This is a genomic window from Neobacillus niacini (genome assembly GCF_000759675.1).
Lineage (GTDB): Bacteria > Bacillota > Bacilli > Bacillales > Cytobacillaceae > Neobacillus > Neobacillus niacini_A.
Genome location: NZ_BAWM01000152.1, coordinates 363,433 through 377,503, shown reverse-complemented (window position 1 = coordinate 377,503; position 14,071 = coordinate 363,433). Strand labels below are relative to the sequence as shown.

Below are 14,071 nucleotides of genomic sequence, written 5' to 3'. Positions count from 1 at the left end.
GCTTGAAATCATTATTCGATTAGCGTTGTTAGTCTGCTCCATTTCAATGCTTGGATTAATTTATCGGGTCATAAAGGGTCCTAGTGTACCTGACCGAGTGATTGCATTAGATGCGATTGGTGTGAATCTGATTGCGATTACAGCATTGATTTCAGTCGTTTTACAATCCTATGCTTTTCTCGAAATCATTCTTTTGCTTGGTATTCTTGCCTTTATCGGTACAGTGGCGTTTGCTAAGTATTTGGAAAAGGGGGCTATTATCGAACGTGAACGTAATCTTTGATTTTCTCATTGGATTTTTTATCTTAGTTGGATCCCTGCTTTGCCTTATTGCCACTATTGGAGTGATTAGGCTCCCAGATGTTTATACAAGAAACCACGCCGCCTCAAAAGCTGCTACATTAGGGGTAATGTCTATTCTATTGGGAACTTTTCTATACTTTTATGCACTTGAAGGTCATTTTAATTCCAGGCTTATCTTAGGCATTATCTTCCTTTTTATGACTTCCCCAATTTCTGGTCATTTAATTAACAGGGCAGCCTATAATTCAGGAGTCAAACTTTGGGATAAAAGTGTAAGAGACGACTTAAAAGAATATAATAAAAAAATAATGGAGAAATCATCTGTAGATTAATATGAGAATAAAGAGTGTTCCACTTTGTGCTTGGAACATTTTTTAAATAAGAGTTAATGTGTTTTCTTGTTATAGAAGAACTTACCACGATTTTTATTTTTATTTTGTACATACACCTCCCATTTAGGATTAGTTTGTACGAAAATTGAAAAAACAACCATCTAGTTGTTCATCTGGACGACAGGATGGTTCGTTTTAAGAAGCATATACCTAGTGTGCCATGCAATCGATTGGTACATATACATCCCCTTGCAAAATTAATTAAACAAGCGTCCCCCAATCTCACGATTAATTTCACATAACATTTTAAAATACGAATAAATAGTGAATATTATCATACCTATACTAACAAATAGAATTGGGCTAGTTCTTTTTGGTTATCTTTTTTAAAACCCCCACAATTGTCCCTTTTCGTACGAATCATTTGGTAAATAAAAAACTATGGAGGTTAGATATGGGAACTATAATAATTGATATCGATAAACTACTAGAATCAACGGCAAATCTAACATCTGAGAAAACCACAAAGAAACTAAAAAAAATAGAAATTGATAAACTATTAGATCAAACGCAAGATTCGTAGATAAATGTAGATACAGAAAAGCTCTCGTGGAAATCGAGGGCTTTTTCTGTTTTTTGACGAGAAAAGACTTGCTGATAGGTGGTGGAGAAATTTGTCGCTTTAAAGCGGAAAAATAATTTTAAGTAATTCTATTGACTTTTAGTACGTAAAAATACTAGAATAACTTTTATAATATAATAAATTTTTGGAAAATTAAAAAATGGGTAACAGGGGGATGTAACAATGAAAAAGCGCGTAAAAGTATTGTCCTTTGCTTTAGCAGGGATGATGATGCTTGCAGGCTGCGGCAGTAAGGAATCAGCGGGAGGAACGGAAAAAGAGGGGGATAAGGTATTTAAAGTTGGTATCACCCAGTTTGCAGCCCACCCTTCATTGGATGCAGCAACAGAAGGATTTAAAAAGGCGTTAGAGGAAAAAGGCATTAAAGTTGAATATGACGAACAAAATGCACAAGCGGACCTGAACAATGTAAAAACAATCGCTGATAATTTTGTTGGGGATAAGGTGGATCTTATTTTTGCAAATGCTACGCCAAGTGCAACCAGTGCACTGAATGCAACGAAGGAAATTCCAATCATCTTTACTTCGGTTACAGATCCAGTGGGTTCTGGATTAGTAAAGGCACTTGACCAGCCTGGTGAAAATATTACCGGTACAACGGATAATCATCCGGATGGTACTGCGAAAACAATTAACTTTATAACAGAAGAGGTAAAAGCAAAGGAAATTGGTGTTATCTATAATTCTGGCGAACAAAACTCTGTTGTTCAAGTGGAAGAGGTGAAGGAATTAGCAGAAGGCAAGGGTACTAAGCTTGTAGAAGTATCTGTTTCTACATCTGCTGAAGTGAAACAGGCTGCTGAATCCTTAGTAGGTCGTGTTGATGCTATCTATATTCCTACAGATAATACGGTAGTCTCTGCTCTTGAGTCTGTTATTTCGGTTGCAAACAGCAAAAAAATTCCGTTGTTCGTAGGCGAGCTAGATTCGATGAAAAAAGGTGCAGTGGCAGCGAGCGGTTTCGATTATTTTGATCTTGGCTATCAATCTGGTTTAATGGCTGCTGAAATCCTAAGTGGAAATAAAAAGGCTTCAGAAATTCCAGTAGAATTACCAAAGAGTTTAACACTTGTCATTAACAAACAAGCTGCAGAAGCACAGGGGCTTGAGGTTAAAGATGAATGGAAAGACCTTGGAGAATTTTACGAAGGCGAATAACAATAGGTATTGCTAGGAGTCAGCCGCTAAAATGGTTGACTCCTTCATAACTGTATAGGATTCAATGAATGAAGAACAAAGACTAACAGAAAGGATGATCTCAATGTTTACAGCCATATTTGGATCATTTGAAGCAGGTATCATCTACGCGATTATGGCACTGGGCGTATATCTTTCCTTTCGTATTCTGGATTTTCCGGATTTAACGGTAGATGGGAGTTTTGTAACAGGTGCAGCACTTTCAGCAGTCTTAATTGCTGGTGGGGTAAACCCGTTTTTGGCCACCATATTGGCACTATTTGCAGGATTTGCAGCAGGTTGTATGACAGGGCTGCTTCACACCTTTGGGAAAATTAATAACTTGCTGTCAGGTATTTTAATGATGATTGCCCTTTATTCTATTAATCTAAGAATAATGGGAAGATCAAATATCCCCTTATTAAATATGGAAACTTCATTTACGAAAATCGGTGGATTTTTCGAAAATATAGGAGTGGATTCTTTTTTCAATGGCTTACTAACGGCTGTTGGTCTTGGAGACAGCCTTCCTGGTACATGGGGAATTTTAATTTTTATGATTATTGTTACCCTTGTTATCAAATGGCTTACGGATTTATTTTTACAGACGGAAATTGGTCTTGCTGTAAGAGCGACTGGAAACAATAAACAGATGATTCGCAGTTTCTCTGCCAATACAAATCTTCTCACCATCTTGGGTCTTGGGTTATCCAATGCACTGGTTGCCTTTTCAGGTGCCTTAATCGCGCAGCAAGGTGGTTTTGCGGATGTTGGTATGGGAATTGGGATGATTGTTATTGGTTTAGCATCTGTTATAATCGGTGAAGCCTTGTTTGGGACTAAATCAATTGCAAGGGCAACACTTGCGGTTATCGGAGGATCGATCATCTACCGTATTGTTGTTACACTAGCATTAAGGGTAGAATTCCTAGACCCTGGTGATATGAAGGTAATAACAGCATTAATTGTTATTATTGCCTTAACTGCACCAAAAATAATTGAACAATCTAAAGAGAAAAAGCGTAAAGCCCGGAGAAGACAAGAAAGGCTGAACATGATAAAAGCATCGGCTGAGCGAAAGGGTGAGAACCATGCTGCATTTAAATCAGATTCATAAGATTTTTAATGAAGGAACACCTGATGAAAAAATAGCGATTGACCACGTGAATCTAACTCTAAATCCCGGAGATTTCGTGACCGTGATTGGCAGCAATGGTGCCGGAAAATCGACATTAATGAATATTATATCTGGGGTTTTAGTACCTGACGTTGGTGATATCCATATTGATGGCAAAAATGTAACCACGATGTCAGAATATAAACGGTCGAAAATGATCGGACGTGTTTTCCAAGACCCGATGGCAGGGACGGCTCCTAGTATGACGATTGAAGAAAACCTGGCAATGGCTTACTCTCGAAATAAAACGAGGACCTTCAGAAGGGGAGTCACTAAAAAAAGGCGCGATTACTTTCGGGAGGTGCTTGAATCCCTGCACCTTGGCTTAGAGAACCGTTTAAGTGCAAAGGTAGGATTGTTGTCAGGAGGAGAACGGCAGGCATTATCGCTGTTAATGGCAACATTCACAGAACCCGCCATTTTACTTCTAGATGAACATACTGCTGCCCTTGACCCATCGAGAGCCGAATTAATAACCAATCTTACACGAGAAATTGTTGGGAAATATCAGCTAACAACCTTAATGGTCACTCACAATATGCAGCAAGCCATTGATCTTGGTAACCGTCTAATTATGATGGATAAAGGTCAAATCATATTAGAAGTGGATGCGGTAAATAAGAAAAACTTAACGATTGAAGGATTATTAGAAGAGTTTAAAAGAATTCGCGGCGTACAAATGGCCAGCGACCGTGCCGTTTTATCCTAAATCTATTAAGAAACAGCCTGTTTATAGGTTGTTTCTTTTTTTATTTGTACGAATCTTTACTACTAAAAAGCGTTATTGCTTTACTGCCTGCTCTTGATTGGACATGCTAGTATCACTTAATATATATTCTGAATATTATTAATTAAAAGATAATAGGAGGAATATAAATGAAAGAAAAACGATTAAAAGCTGATGAACTAGTTAATGATTTTTTTCCTGTTAAGGATGTCGACTATATCGAAATATACACGGGGAATGCAAAGCAAGCCTGCCACTTTTTTTGTACCGCATTTGGATTTAAACCGGTCGCTTACTCCGGCCTTGAAACGGGAAATCGTGAAACCGTTTCCTTTGTTCTCCAACAAAGAAATATTCGTCTTGTCCTCACTGGTTCCTACAAAGAAGATACTCGAGTTGCTCAGTTTGTAAAAAAACATGGTGACGGTGTAAAGGATGTTGCCCTCTTAGTAGATGATGTCGATAAGGCATATAACGCTGCTGTAGAGCGTGGTGCTATTGCCCTTGTACCTCCATTTGAGCTAAAGGATGAAAAGGGGACTATTAAAAAGGCCGTTCTCGGTACATATGGAGACACCATCCATACGTTAGTAGAACGCAAGAATTATCAGGGTGTATTCATGCCAGATTTTGATCCATATTCCGTCTATCTGCCAATTGAAGATGCTGGCTTGATTGGAATTGATCATGTGGTCGGAAACGTTGAGCGTATGGAAGAATGGGTTGAATATTATTCTAAGGTAATGGGATTTGTAGAAATGAAGCATTTCACAGATAAAGATATTACTACTGAGTATTCTGCGCTAATGTCCAAGGTCATGCATAATGGCGGCAGAATTAAGTTCCCAATTAATGAGCCAGCAGAAGGGAAACGCAAATCTCAAATTCAGGAATATTTAGAATTCTATAATGGTCCTGGTGTACAGCACTTGGCTATTTTAACGGAGGATATTGTCTCAACTGTTGCCACCTTGAAAAAAAATGGGGTGGAGTTCTTAAATACACCAAGTACGTATTATGAGGATTTGGGACAGCGAATCGGCAAAATTGACGAAGAAATAGAAAAGCTTCGTGAATTAAATATTTTAGTCGACCGTGATGATGAGGGCTACTTGCTGCAAATTTTCACCAAGCCGATTGTCGATAGACCTACATTATTCGTGGAGATCATTCAGCGTAAGGGTGCACGAGGTTTTGGGGAAGGAAACTTTAAGGCATTATTTGAATCTATCGAAAGAGAACAGGCTCGAAGAGGAAACCTATAATAGATTAGAGATATTTTTAAAGGGGAAAAGTCCACGTCCGGAAGAAAAAAGGGAGAGGTTTCTCCCTTTTTCAAAGAGAGTATAAGGAAAGAGGTGTGAAAGGTATGGAAGTGTCACCAGACACACTCGAATGGCGTGATGCTTATAAGATACTAATTGGCTCCATTCTTCCTCGGCCGATTGCCTTTGTATCAACCATAGATGAAAATGGAATCGCCAATGCTGCTCCCTTTAGTTTCTTTACCGCGATATGCGCTGACCCCATGCTCATCTGTTTTTCACCGATGAGAAGGGGAAGTGATGGGTCAAAGAAAGATACACTCGTAAATATTGAAAAAACCAAGCAATTTGTGATAAATATTGTCAGCGAAAACATGGCGAAGCAAATGAATGATTGTGCGGTTGAATTTGCTCCTGAGGTCGATGAGCTGGAGGAAGCAGGGTTAACAAAAGAGCCTAGTCGTATGGTAAAGGTACCGCGCATAAAGGAATCACTGGTTCATCTAGAGTGCGAGCTCTATCAGGTGTTGGATTTTGGTGACAAGGTTGGTGCAGGGAGTCTAGTAATAGGTAAGGTTTTGAATATTCATGTAGAGGATGAATTATTTCAGAAAGGGCGAATTGATACAGCGAAGCTTCAGCCAATTGGCAGAATGGCAGGTAATACCTTTACCAATCCATTAGGGAAAACGTTTGATATTATTAGGAAATAGAAACTAGGTGATTATATGAGATTCGTAACCTTTGAAAAAAATAATGGGAATGTAAGGTCAGGGTTGTTGTTGGAGACTGACCTTGTTGTAGATATGAACGAAGCTACGAACGGTAATCTGCCGGTGAAAATGATAGACTTTCTTGAGCAGAGTGAAAGTAATATGAAAATCGCCAAGGGTCTTTTACAGTCTTCAGCCGGTGAAAAAGGTGTTTATCAATTAAATGAGGTTAGGCTAAAAGCACCGCTGCCAACCCCAAAAAGCTTCCGGGATTTCTATGCTTTTGAGCAACATGTGAAATCTGCAAGGGAGAACAGAGGTTTGGATATGATTCCGGAGTGGTACCAAATACCCGTATTTTATTTTTCCAATCACCTGGCGATTAAAGGACCTGAAGACAAAATTTCTATGCCTATCAATTGTAATTGGCTGGATTATGAGCTGGAGGTTGCCTGTGTTATCGGAAAGCAATGCAGGAATATCTCAGCTGAAGAAGCAGAGGACTATATCTTTGGTTATTGTATTTTAAATGATTGGAGCGCCAGGGATCTTCAGAGACAGGAAATGAAGGTAGGATTAGGTCCTGCTAAAGGAAAGGACTTTGCAACTTCGATTGGACCATATATACTCACCAAGGATGAGTTGGAGAATTTGAGATCTGGTAAAGGCTTTGACATTACCATGAAAGCAAGGGTTAATGGTGGCCTTCTTTCTGAAGGAAATATGAAGGATATCTACTATTCGTTCGGAGAAATGCTTGAGAGGGCTTCTGCGGGGGTTACGCTCTATCCAGGGGAGATTATCGGTTCTGGTACAGTTGGGACAGGATGTATCCTTGAACTCGGTACGGACGTACATCGCTGGTTACAATCGGGTGATGTGGTTGAATTGGAGATTGATAAACTTGGTGTGTTAAAGAATTCGATTGTAAATAATTGAAGCGAGGTGAAAACATGTATTATCGACAAATGGGAAGGATTCCCTATAAACGCCATACTATGTTTAAAAAAGACGATGGAAGTCTCTATCGTGAGCAAGTAATGGGTACACGCGGTTTCTCCGGAACACAATCGATTCTTTATCACCATTACATGCCAACAGAAGTGTTAAAAGCGGAGTTGATTGGCAGCTATTTACCAGAATATGAGGAACAAAAATCGTTAAAGCACCGCCTTTTTTTGACAAACAAGACTGTAAAAAAAGGAGACGCACTTTCAGCGCGGGAATATATCTTAGGGAATCAAGATTTATTAATTGGTACGGCTTCAGTTAATGAGCCAATGAAGAGCTATTACCGCAATGGTGATGGAGATGAAATGCTGTTTGTTCACTACGGGTCAGGGAAGCTTGAAACGATGTTTGGAACGGTATCCTATCGACCGGGTGATTATCTTTTAATACCAATTGGGACCATTTATCGGGTGATTCCAAATGAGAAGGAAAAAACAAAACTGTTGTTTATTGAATCGTTTAGCCAGATTACAACGCCAAGAAGATATCGAAATGAATATGGACAAATGCTCGAGCACAGTCCTTTTTGTGAGCGTGATTTTCGTGGTCCAGAAACACTAGAGACCTATGACCAAAAAGGAGAGTTTGAGATCGTAACAAAATCGCGGGGATCGCTCCATTCTCATCTAGTGGGTCATCATCCGCTTGATGTCGTAGGTTGGGATGGATACCTCTACCCTTGGGCTTTTAATGTCGAGGATTTTGAACCCATAACTGGTAGAATTCATCAGCCTCCGCCTGTCCATCAAACCTTTGAGGGGAATAACTTTGTGGTATGTTCATTTGTGCCAAGAATGTTTGACTATCATCCAGAAGCCATACCTGCTCCTTACTATCATAGTAATGTAAATAGCGACGAATTACTTTATTATGTCAAAGGTAATTTCATGAGTCGCAAAGGGGTCCAATTTGAATCCATTACGCTACATCCAAGTGGTATTCCGCATGGTCCACACCCTGGAAAGACCGAAGCAAGCATTGGAAAAAAAGAAACACTTGAACTAGCCGTTATGATTGATACCTTTCATCCGCTTAAAGTGGTTAAGTCCGTGAATGAAATGGAGGACCCAGATTATATGTTTTCGTGGGTGGAAAAATAAGGGATAATTTATTTTGAACAATCCAATCATATAATATTGGGTTGTTTTTTCTTGTAAAAATCATAAGAGAAGCATTAATTAAATAGTAAGTGATAGTATTGTATATATAGACTTATTACATTGGAGGTGAGAATCATGAACTTTGAATCTATTCAATCGAAATTAATAAGCCATGCACCCAGCATTTTGGGAAGTGATAAATTTTCAAGATATGCTGTTATGGTGCCGCTTATACAAAAAGAGGATGGCATTCACGTCTTGTTTGAGGTGCGTTCACTCCACCTGCGAAGGCAGCCTGGGGAAATTTGTTTCCCAGGGGGAAGAATTGATCCGCAGGATATAGATGAAAAAAGTGCAGCGATTAGGGAAACAATGGAAGAATTAGGAATATGCAGAGCGAACTTATCGGATGTATATCCACTTGATTTCATGATTTCCCCTTTTGGAATGATGATTTATCCCTTCGTAGCGATTATAAAGAGCCCAGAAAAAATTCAACCAAATCCCGGAGAAGTGGGAGAGATTTTCACGGTACCGTTAACGTATTTTATTGGAAAAGCCCCGGATATTTACCATATTCATTTTAAGGTAGAGCCTGAGGATAACTTTCCATTTGATTTAATTGTTGGCGGTGAAAATTATAATTGGCGGACAAGGGCGTTAGATGAATACTTTTACCTTTATGAGGAGAAGGTTATTTGGGGACTTACAGCTAAAATCCTTTCACATTTTATTGAATTAATGAAACAGTGAAATTATCCTGGATAATTTCACTGTTTTTTATTTTTGTCCTTCTGAGAAAAACAAATGTCTTTTTACAGGAGAAAAAACACTTGATTATTTTCTGAATAGCGATAAAATTAAATTTATACTTTTTGGGATAGGTGATGTTGTGATGAAGGTTGTAAAGTTTGGAGGATCCTCTTTATCGTCAGGAAAACAAATCGAAAAGGTTTTTCAGATTGTGATATCTGATCCTGAGCGGAAAGTAGTGGTTGTGTCTGCACCTGGAAAGAGGTTCGCTGAGGATGAGAAGGTAACGGACTTGTTGATAGAATGCGCTGAACAATGCCTACAAGATAATAATCCAAAGGAAAAGTTTAACGCCGTTATGTCAAGATATTCCTCCATTGCCGCAGAGTTAGCTCTCCCTAATGAGATAATTAGTGAAATACATCACGATTTATCAGAGAGATTAAATGGAGATCGAAGTAAGCCTGACCGGTTTATGGATCTCATTAAAGCAAGTGGTGAGGATAATAACGCTAAATTAGTCGCGGCTTACTTTAGGGAGCAGGGCGTAGAGGCAACGTATGTAAATCCAAGGGAAGCCGGACTGTTTGTCAGTGATGAACCAGGTAATGCGCAGGTTCTAGCAGAATCGTATGAAAAGTTATATTCATTACGTGAGGTTTCAGGAATCATTATTTTTCCAGGATTCTTTGGCTATAGTAAACAAGGTGAAGTATTCACGTTTTCACGAAGTGGCTCCGATATAACTGGCTCAATTTTAGCTAACGGTATAAAAGCAAATCTATATGAGAATTTTACGGATGTGGATGCTGTATTTTCTGTTAATCCACACCTTGTCCATAATCCAAAGGAAATAAAAGAGTTAACATACCGAGAAATGCGAGAATTATCTTATGCCGGATTTACGGTATTGCATGACGAAGCACTTGTACCAGCTTTCCGTGCTGGTATTCCAGTTCAAATTAAGAACACAAACAATCCTAGTGCACCTGGCACGCGAATTGTATATGCGCGAGATAATACGAATGGACCAGTTGTTGGAATTGCTAGTGATAAAGGATTCTGCAGCATTTACGTCAGCAAATACTTAATGAATAGAGAAATTGGATTTGGACGAAGGCTTTTGAGTATTTTAGAAGAATATGGATTGTCCTATGAACACACTCCTTCTGGGATCGATGATGTATCAGTTATTTTAAGAGAAGCCCAGCTCGATCCTGATATGGAAAATGAAATTGCCTGGAGAATCGAGTCTGAGTTACATGCGGATGTAGTAAAAATTGAACACAGTCTTTCACTGATTATGGTTGTAGGTGAGGGAATGCGCCGAAATGTAGGAACAATGGCACGTGCCTCTAAGGCTTTAGCGAAGGCAGAAGTCAATATTGAAATGATTAACCAAGGCTCTTCCGAGGTTAGTATGATGTTTGGTGTAAAAGCAGTCGATGAAAAGAGAGCCGTTCAAGCTCTCTACGATGAGTTTTTCGCAGTAGTACCTGTATAAAAAGGAAAAAGCAGTTCTAAAATATATTTTTAGACTGCTTTTTTATTTTGGAGGTTAATATGTATACGATTTTTCGGATATATCAGCGTTAAAACGAATTTATCCGGGTTAATCCAAATATATCAGCGATAATCTAAATAAATCCGCGAAACTTCATTCTGATTATGATATCTGTGGGTACTGATGATTTTTCTTTAATTTAATCTTTGTCCTAACCCCAGCCCAGAGTGCAATGATTAGTCCGCCGCCTGTATCTGAGATTAAATCAATCATTGTATCGTCATTACCCCCGCCCTGTAACGTCATATTAAAAAATTGATCAGAGCTAAATTCATAGATTTCCCATAGAACACCGCCAAATGCGGCGAAAGATAAGGTGAATAGAAAAATAATCCAAGGAGATATTTCCACTTCTGCATCCCGATGAACCAATCTTTCATATAAAGCGATTCCAGCAAACGCTAGGATGGCACCACTAAGGAAATGCATAAAGGTATCCCACCAGCCAAGACCATACCAGCCGAGTATCGAGCCGAAATATTGTGAACCAACCAAGAAAAGTAAATAGGAAATAACAATCGGCAGGTTGAACTGGAGCTTTGTAAATAAGGCTAAAAGAAGTGGTACTGCCCCACATACCATCCCTCCGATGGCAACGGTTGATTTAAAAGATTCCCCTTCCGAACGATAAAGAAAAAATAGTATTCCCATAAATGCTACATAAAGAAAACTGAGCAAAAGGACTAGCTTTCGATTCATTGTTTTCACCTCAGGTAGAAAGCGCATTATTATGATTATATCCACTTCCTTACTTTCTCACGCAGGAATCCAAAAAGAAAAGAATAGGTTAAAAATTGACAGATTATTGATAATATTCTTTAATTTATATATTATAATAGTAAAATAACGCCTACATAGAATTAACAACATATATAAGTCATATGATACCGACCAAAAAGGGGAGAACAGCTTTATGTCACAATTAAAAGAATTTCGTACGATTATGAACTCGATAAAATCAGCTTGGGAAAAGGATAAAAAAGCAGCGATTGTTATGTTAATCGGTGTTAATGGGTCTGCATACAGATTACCTGGTACAAAGATGATGATGGCAGAAGGCGCTGAAATGAAGGGAAGTATCAGTGGAGGGTGCTTGGAAGGAGATATTTATGGTTATGCCGAAAAGGCCATTCAAGAAGGAATACCGATGATAAAAAACTATGACCTAAGTGAAAACGAAATCTGGAGCTTAGGAATTGGCTGTAAAGGATCACTAGAAATTCTTATCCTGCCAGCGAAAAAGGATGATTCCTTTTGGGAGTCTACTGATAAGCTGTTAAACCAAGAAGAAGAATTTTCCTTTATTTTAGAAGTGCCTACAGGTGTTAAAGCATTGGTAACAAAATATGGAGAAATTATTGGTGACAGTGAATACCTCCCTTCCATCGTTTACGAAAGTGCACTTAAAGGATTTAAATCACAAAAACGTGCCGAAGTATTGAAATGGGAAGGTCGTAGATTTGTGGTCGATGTCATCCGTCCTAGCCAAAAATTAATTGTAGCAGGTGCTGGTAAGGATGCCATTCCAGTGGTTGAACTTGCTGCTAAAGCTGGTTTTTCCGTAACTGTTTTGGACCCTCGCAGTGAATTTAATACCGAAAGCTACTTCCCTAAGGCAAAACATCTTGTGGAGGTTTCGGAAAATATTAATCCTGATCATGTAAATGGTGCGTGGTGGGTCATTATGAATCATTTGCAAAGCCGTGATGAAGAGGCTCTGTATCTTGCATTAAAAAGTAATCCAAAATACATTGGTGTATTAGGACCTGTTTCACGCACACAAGAAATGATCTTAAATATTGGTGAGGATTTAACAATTGGTAATGATATATATACACCTGTTGGACTGGATATAGGGGCAGAAACGATGGAAGAAGTGGCAATAAGTATTGTGTCTGAATTAATGGCGGTACGATCCAATCGTGAAGGGAAATCACTTAAAGGAAAAGTGAAGATTCATGTCTAGGATAGGGGCCATTATCCTTGCAGCTGGAATGTCCAAACGAATGGGACAGCCAAAACTTTTATTGTCATTAAAAGGAAAATCTCTTTTTCGTTACCCTCTTGAGCAAGCTATTAGAAACCACCTGAATCCGATTTGTTTAATAGGCGGCCAGCATATGCAGGCATTCAAAATGGAAGCGGCTGATTTACTAAATGTAGATTTTATTGATAACCCGAATTATGAACAGGGCATGTCTTGGTCATTAAAATTAGGGATAGAAAAGGTGAAAGAGCGTAGTGATGCGACCTTTATTTTTTTAGCAGACCAGCCATTCGTCCCTGATATGGTCATTCAATCAATGATAGAACAGTTTCATAAAGGTGCTCGAATAGTAAGACCTCAGTATCAAGGGGAATTTGGACACCCCATATTAATTGATAAAAGTTTATATAATGAATTTTTAACAATAGAGGGTGATCAAGGTGGTAAAGAAATCATAAAGAAATATAAAAGTGAAACAACGATTCTTTCATTTGCTGAATCCATTTGGGGGATGGATATTGATACACCGGAAGATTATCAAATAATTAAACAGTACAACTATTTGTAGATTATCTTTAAAGGAAAAGTCTCAGGAAACTGGAGACTTTTTCTTTGTTTACCTCAATATCGCATCCCTAATAAATTTAGTATATAGTAAAAGTAAATAGTTAAATGGAATTAGTTTCAGTGGAGGAATATATGCAAAGGGCACAAATACCAACTTATGAACGGATTGCAATTGATTTAGCGAATCGAATTTACGATGGTAAATTCAAAGTAGGTGAAAAGATTCACGGGAGATCCACATTGGCAAGTGAGTATAAAGTTTCACCAGAGACAGTTAGAAGAGCGATAAAGATATTAGAAGACGTGGAGATTGTTAAATCAACAAAGGGTAGTGGGATAGTTATTTCTTCGCGAGAGAATGCCTATAAATATATTCATCGCTTTTCGAATTTGGCGAGTATAAAGGACCTAGAAAAAGAAATTAATACACTTATTACCGAGAGAGACAAGTTAGATGAGCAGCTTTTTGATACTGTCAGAAAAATTATGGATTATTCTACAAAGCTTCGACATACCAACCCATTAGCACCCATAGAGGTAGAGGTTTTTCCTGGGTGTGTACATATCGGTAAGACGATTTCTGAAGTGAAATTTTGGCAAAATACTGGGGGAACAGTGATAGGCATGAAGAGAAAGGGAGAATTGATTATCTCTCCAGGACCTTATGCATTGATTCTTGAAGGGGATGTACTTCTTATTATAGGTGATGACGAAACCTATGAAAGGGTCGTTCATTTTTTGGAAGATTAAAAA

At 38.5% G+C, this 14,071-nt stretch carries 15 protein-coding genes; 14 read left to right on the top strand and 1 reads right to left on the bottom strand.

Annotated elements, in window-relative coordinates; all coding sequences use genetic code 11:
* The first annotated feature begins 46 nt into the window (after positions 1–46).
* The 11 genes from TR08_RS28290 (at position 47) to TR08_RS28240 (ending at position 10,704) form a co-directional block, all read left to right on the top strand.
* Positions 47–283: a Na(+)/H(+) antiporter subunit F1 gene (locus TR08_RS28290; RefSeq protein ID WP_370576428.1), complete on the top strand. Its 237-nt coding sequence runs from the start codon at positions 47–49 to the stop codon at positions 281–283.
* Positions 267–635, top strand: coding sequence for a monovalent cation/H(+) antiporter subunit G (mnhG, locus tag TR08_RS28285; protein ID WP_045523949.1), 369 nt, complete (start codon positions 267–269; stop codon positions 633–635). Before TR08_RS28290 ends, mnhG begins: the two co-directional genes overlap by 17 nt.
* 805 nt (positions 636–1,440) lie before the next feature.
* Complete coding sequence (locus TR08_RS28280; RefSeq protein WP_045523948.1) at positions 1,441–2,436, top strand: ABC transporter substrate-binding protein; 996 nt, start codon at positions 1,441–1,443, stop codon at positions 2,434–2,436.
* A gap of 103 nt (positions 2,437–2,539) precedes the next feature.
* Positions 2,540–3,571, top strand: coding sequence for an ABC transporter permease (locus TR08_RS28275; RefSeq protein ID WP_045523945.1), 1,032 nt, complete (start codon positions 2,540–2,542; stop codon positions 3,569–3,571).
* The gene (locus TR08_RS28270) at positions 3,546–4,340 is read left to right on the top strand and encodes an ABC transporter ATP-binding protein (RefSeq protein WP_045523941.1); all 795 of its coding nucleotides are present in this window, start codon (positions 3,546–3,548) and stop codon (positions 4,338–4,340) included. The genes TR08_RS28275 and TR08_RS28270 overlap by 26 nt, the downstream gene beginning before the upstream one ends.
* A gap of 167 nt (positions 4,341–4,507) precedes the next feature.
* Positions 4,508–5,623 (top strand): 4-hydroxyphenylpyruvate dioxygenase, encoded by a 1,116-nt coding sequence (gene hppD, locus TR08_RS28265; RefSeq protein WP_045523940.1) that lies wholly within the window; start codon positions 4,508–4,510, stop codon positions 5,621–5,623.
* 104 nt (positions 5,624–5,727) lie between these two features.
* Positions 5,728–6,336 carry a flavin reductase family protein gene (locus tag TR08_RS28260; protein ID WP_045523939.1) on the top strand — a complete coding sequence of 203 codons (609 nt, stop codon included), beginning with the start codon at positions 5,728–5,730 and terminating at the stop codon, positions 6,334–6,336.
* Positions 6,337–6,351: 15 nt separating this feature from the next.
* On the top strand, positions 6,352–7,275 hold the full coding sequence (locus TR08_RS28255) for a fumarylacetoacetate hydrolase family protein (protein ID WP_045523938.1): 924 nt from the start codon (positions 6,352–6,354) through the stop codon (positions 7,273–7,275).
* Between the two features lie 14 nt (positions 7,276–7,289).
* Positions 7,290–8,447 carry a homogentisate 1,2-dioxygenase gene (locus TR08_RS28250; RefSeq protein WP_045523936.1) on the top strand — a complete coding sequence of 386 codons (1,158 nt, stop codon included), beginning with the start codon at positions 7,290–7,292 and terminating at the stop codon, positions 8,445–8,447.
* Between the two features lie 135 nt (positions 8,448–8,582).
* Positions 8,583–9,200 carry an NUDIX hydrolase gene (locus tag TR08_RS28245; RefSeq protein WP_045523934.1) on the top strand — a complete coding sequence of 206 codons (618 nt, stop codon included), beginning with the start codon at positions 8,583–8,585 and terminating at the stop codon, positions 9,198–9,200.
* A gap of 142 nt (positions 9,201–9,342) precedes the next feature.
* A complete protein-coding gene (locus TR08_RS28240) occupies positions 9,343–10,704 on the top strand; it encodes an aspartate kinase (protein ID WP_045523932.1) in 1,362 nt (453 codons plus the stop codon).
* A 162-nt stretch (positions 10,705–10,866) separates the two neighbouring features.
* On the opposite strand, the gene TR08_RS28235 is transcribed toward TR08_RS28240, so the two are convergent.
* Positions 10,867–11,463 (bottom strand): hypothetical protein, encoded by a 597-nt coding sequence (locus TR08_RS28235; protein WP_045523930.1) that lies wholly within the window; start codon positions 11,461–11,463, stop codon positions 10,867–10,869.
* A 214-nt stretch (positions 11,464–11,677) separates the two neighbouring features.
* Here TR08_RS28235 and TR08_RS28230 point away from each other — a divergent pair, with 214 nt between their 5' ends.
* The 3 genes from TR08_RS28230 (at position 11,678) to TR08_RS28220 (ending at position 14,068) form a co-directional block, all read left to right on the top strand.
* Positions 11,678–12,730 (top strand): XdhC family protein, encoded by a 1,053-nt coding sequence (locus TR08_RS28230; protein ID WP_045523928.1) that lies wholly within the window; start codon positions 11,678–11,680, stop codon positions 12,728–12,730.
* On the top strand, positions 12,723–13,319 hold the full coding sequence (locus TR08_RS28225; protein ID WP_045523927.1) for a nucleotidyltransferase family protein: 597 nt from the start codon (positions 12,723–12,725) through the stop codon (positions 13,317–13,319). Before TR08_RS28230 ends, TR08_RS28225 begins: the two co-directional genes overlap by 8 nt.
* A 131-nt stretch (positions 13,320–13,450) precedes the next feature.
* Positions 13,451–14,068, top strand: a complete 618-nt coding sequence (locus tag TR08_RS28220; protein ID WP_045523925.1) for a TrkA C-terminal domain-containing protein — start codon at positions 13,451–13,453, stop codon at positions 14,066–14,068.
* Positions 14,069–14,071: the final 3 nt, after the last annotated feature.

Bases quoted from the DNA above. Each gene is read 5' to 3' on its own strand.
- TR08_RS28290 (WP_370576428.1), top strand. From the start codon at position 47: ATGCTTGGATTAATTTATCGGGTCATAAAGGGTCCTAGTGTACCTGAC.
- TR08_RS28280 (WP_045523948.1), top strand. From the start codon at position 1,441: ATGAAAAAGCGCGTAAAAGTATTGTCCTTTGCTTTAGCAGGGATGATG.
- TR08_RS28275 (WP_045523945.1), top strand. From the start codon at position 2,540: ATGTTTACAGCCATATTTGGATCATTTGAAGCAGGTATCATCTACGCG.
- TR08_RS28270 (WP_045523941.1), top strand. From the start codon at position 3,546: ATGCTGCATTTAAATCAGATTCATAAGATTTTTAATGAAGGAACACCT.
- hppD (WP_045523940.1), top strand. From the start codon at position 4,508: ATGAAAGAAAAACGATTAAAAGCTGATGAACTAGTTAATGATTTTTTT.
- TR08_RS28260 (WP_045523939.1), top strand. From the start codon at position 5,728: ATGGAAGTGTCACCAGACACACTCGAATGGCGTGATGCTTATAAGATA.
- TR08_RS28255 (WP_045523938.1), top strand. From the start codon at position 6,352: ATGAGATTCGTAACCTTTGAAAAAAATAATGGGAATGTAAGGTCAGGG.
- TR08_RS28250 (WP_045523936.1), top strand. From the start codon at position 7,290: ATGTATTATCGACAAATGGGAAGGATTCCCTATAAACGCCATACTATG.
- TR08_RS28245 (WP_045523934.1), top strand. From the start codon at position 8,583: ATGAACTTTGAATCTATTCAATCGAAATTAATAAGCCATGCACCCAGC.
- TR08_RS28240 (WP_045523932.1), top strand. From the start codon at position 9,343: ATGAAGGTTGTAAAGTTTGGAGGATCCTCTTTATCGTCAGGAAAACAA.
- TR08_RS28235 (WP_045523930.1), bottom strand. From the start codon at position 11,463: ATGAATCGAAAGCTAGTCCTTTTGCTCAGTTTTCTTTATGTAGCATTT.
- TR08_RS28230 (WP_045523928.1), top strand. From the start codon at position 11,678: ATGTCACAATTAAAAGAATTTCGTACGATTATGAACTCGATAAAATCA.
- TR08_RS28225 (WP_045523927.1), top strand. From the start codon at position 12,723: ATGTCTAGGATAGGGGCCATTATCCTTGCAGCTGGAATGTCCAAACGA.
- TR08_RS28220 (WP_045523925.1), top strand. From the start codon at position 13,451: ATGCAAAGGGCACAAATACCAACTTATGAACGGATTGCAATTGATTTA.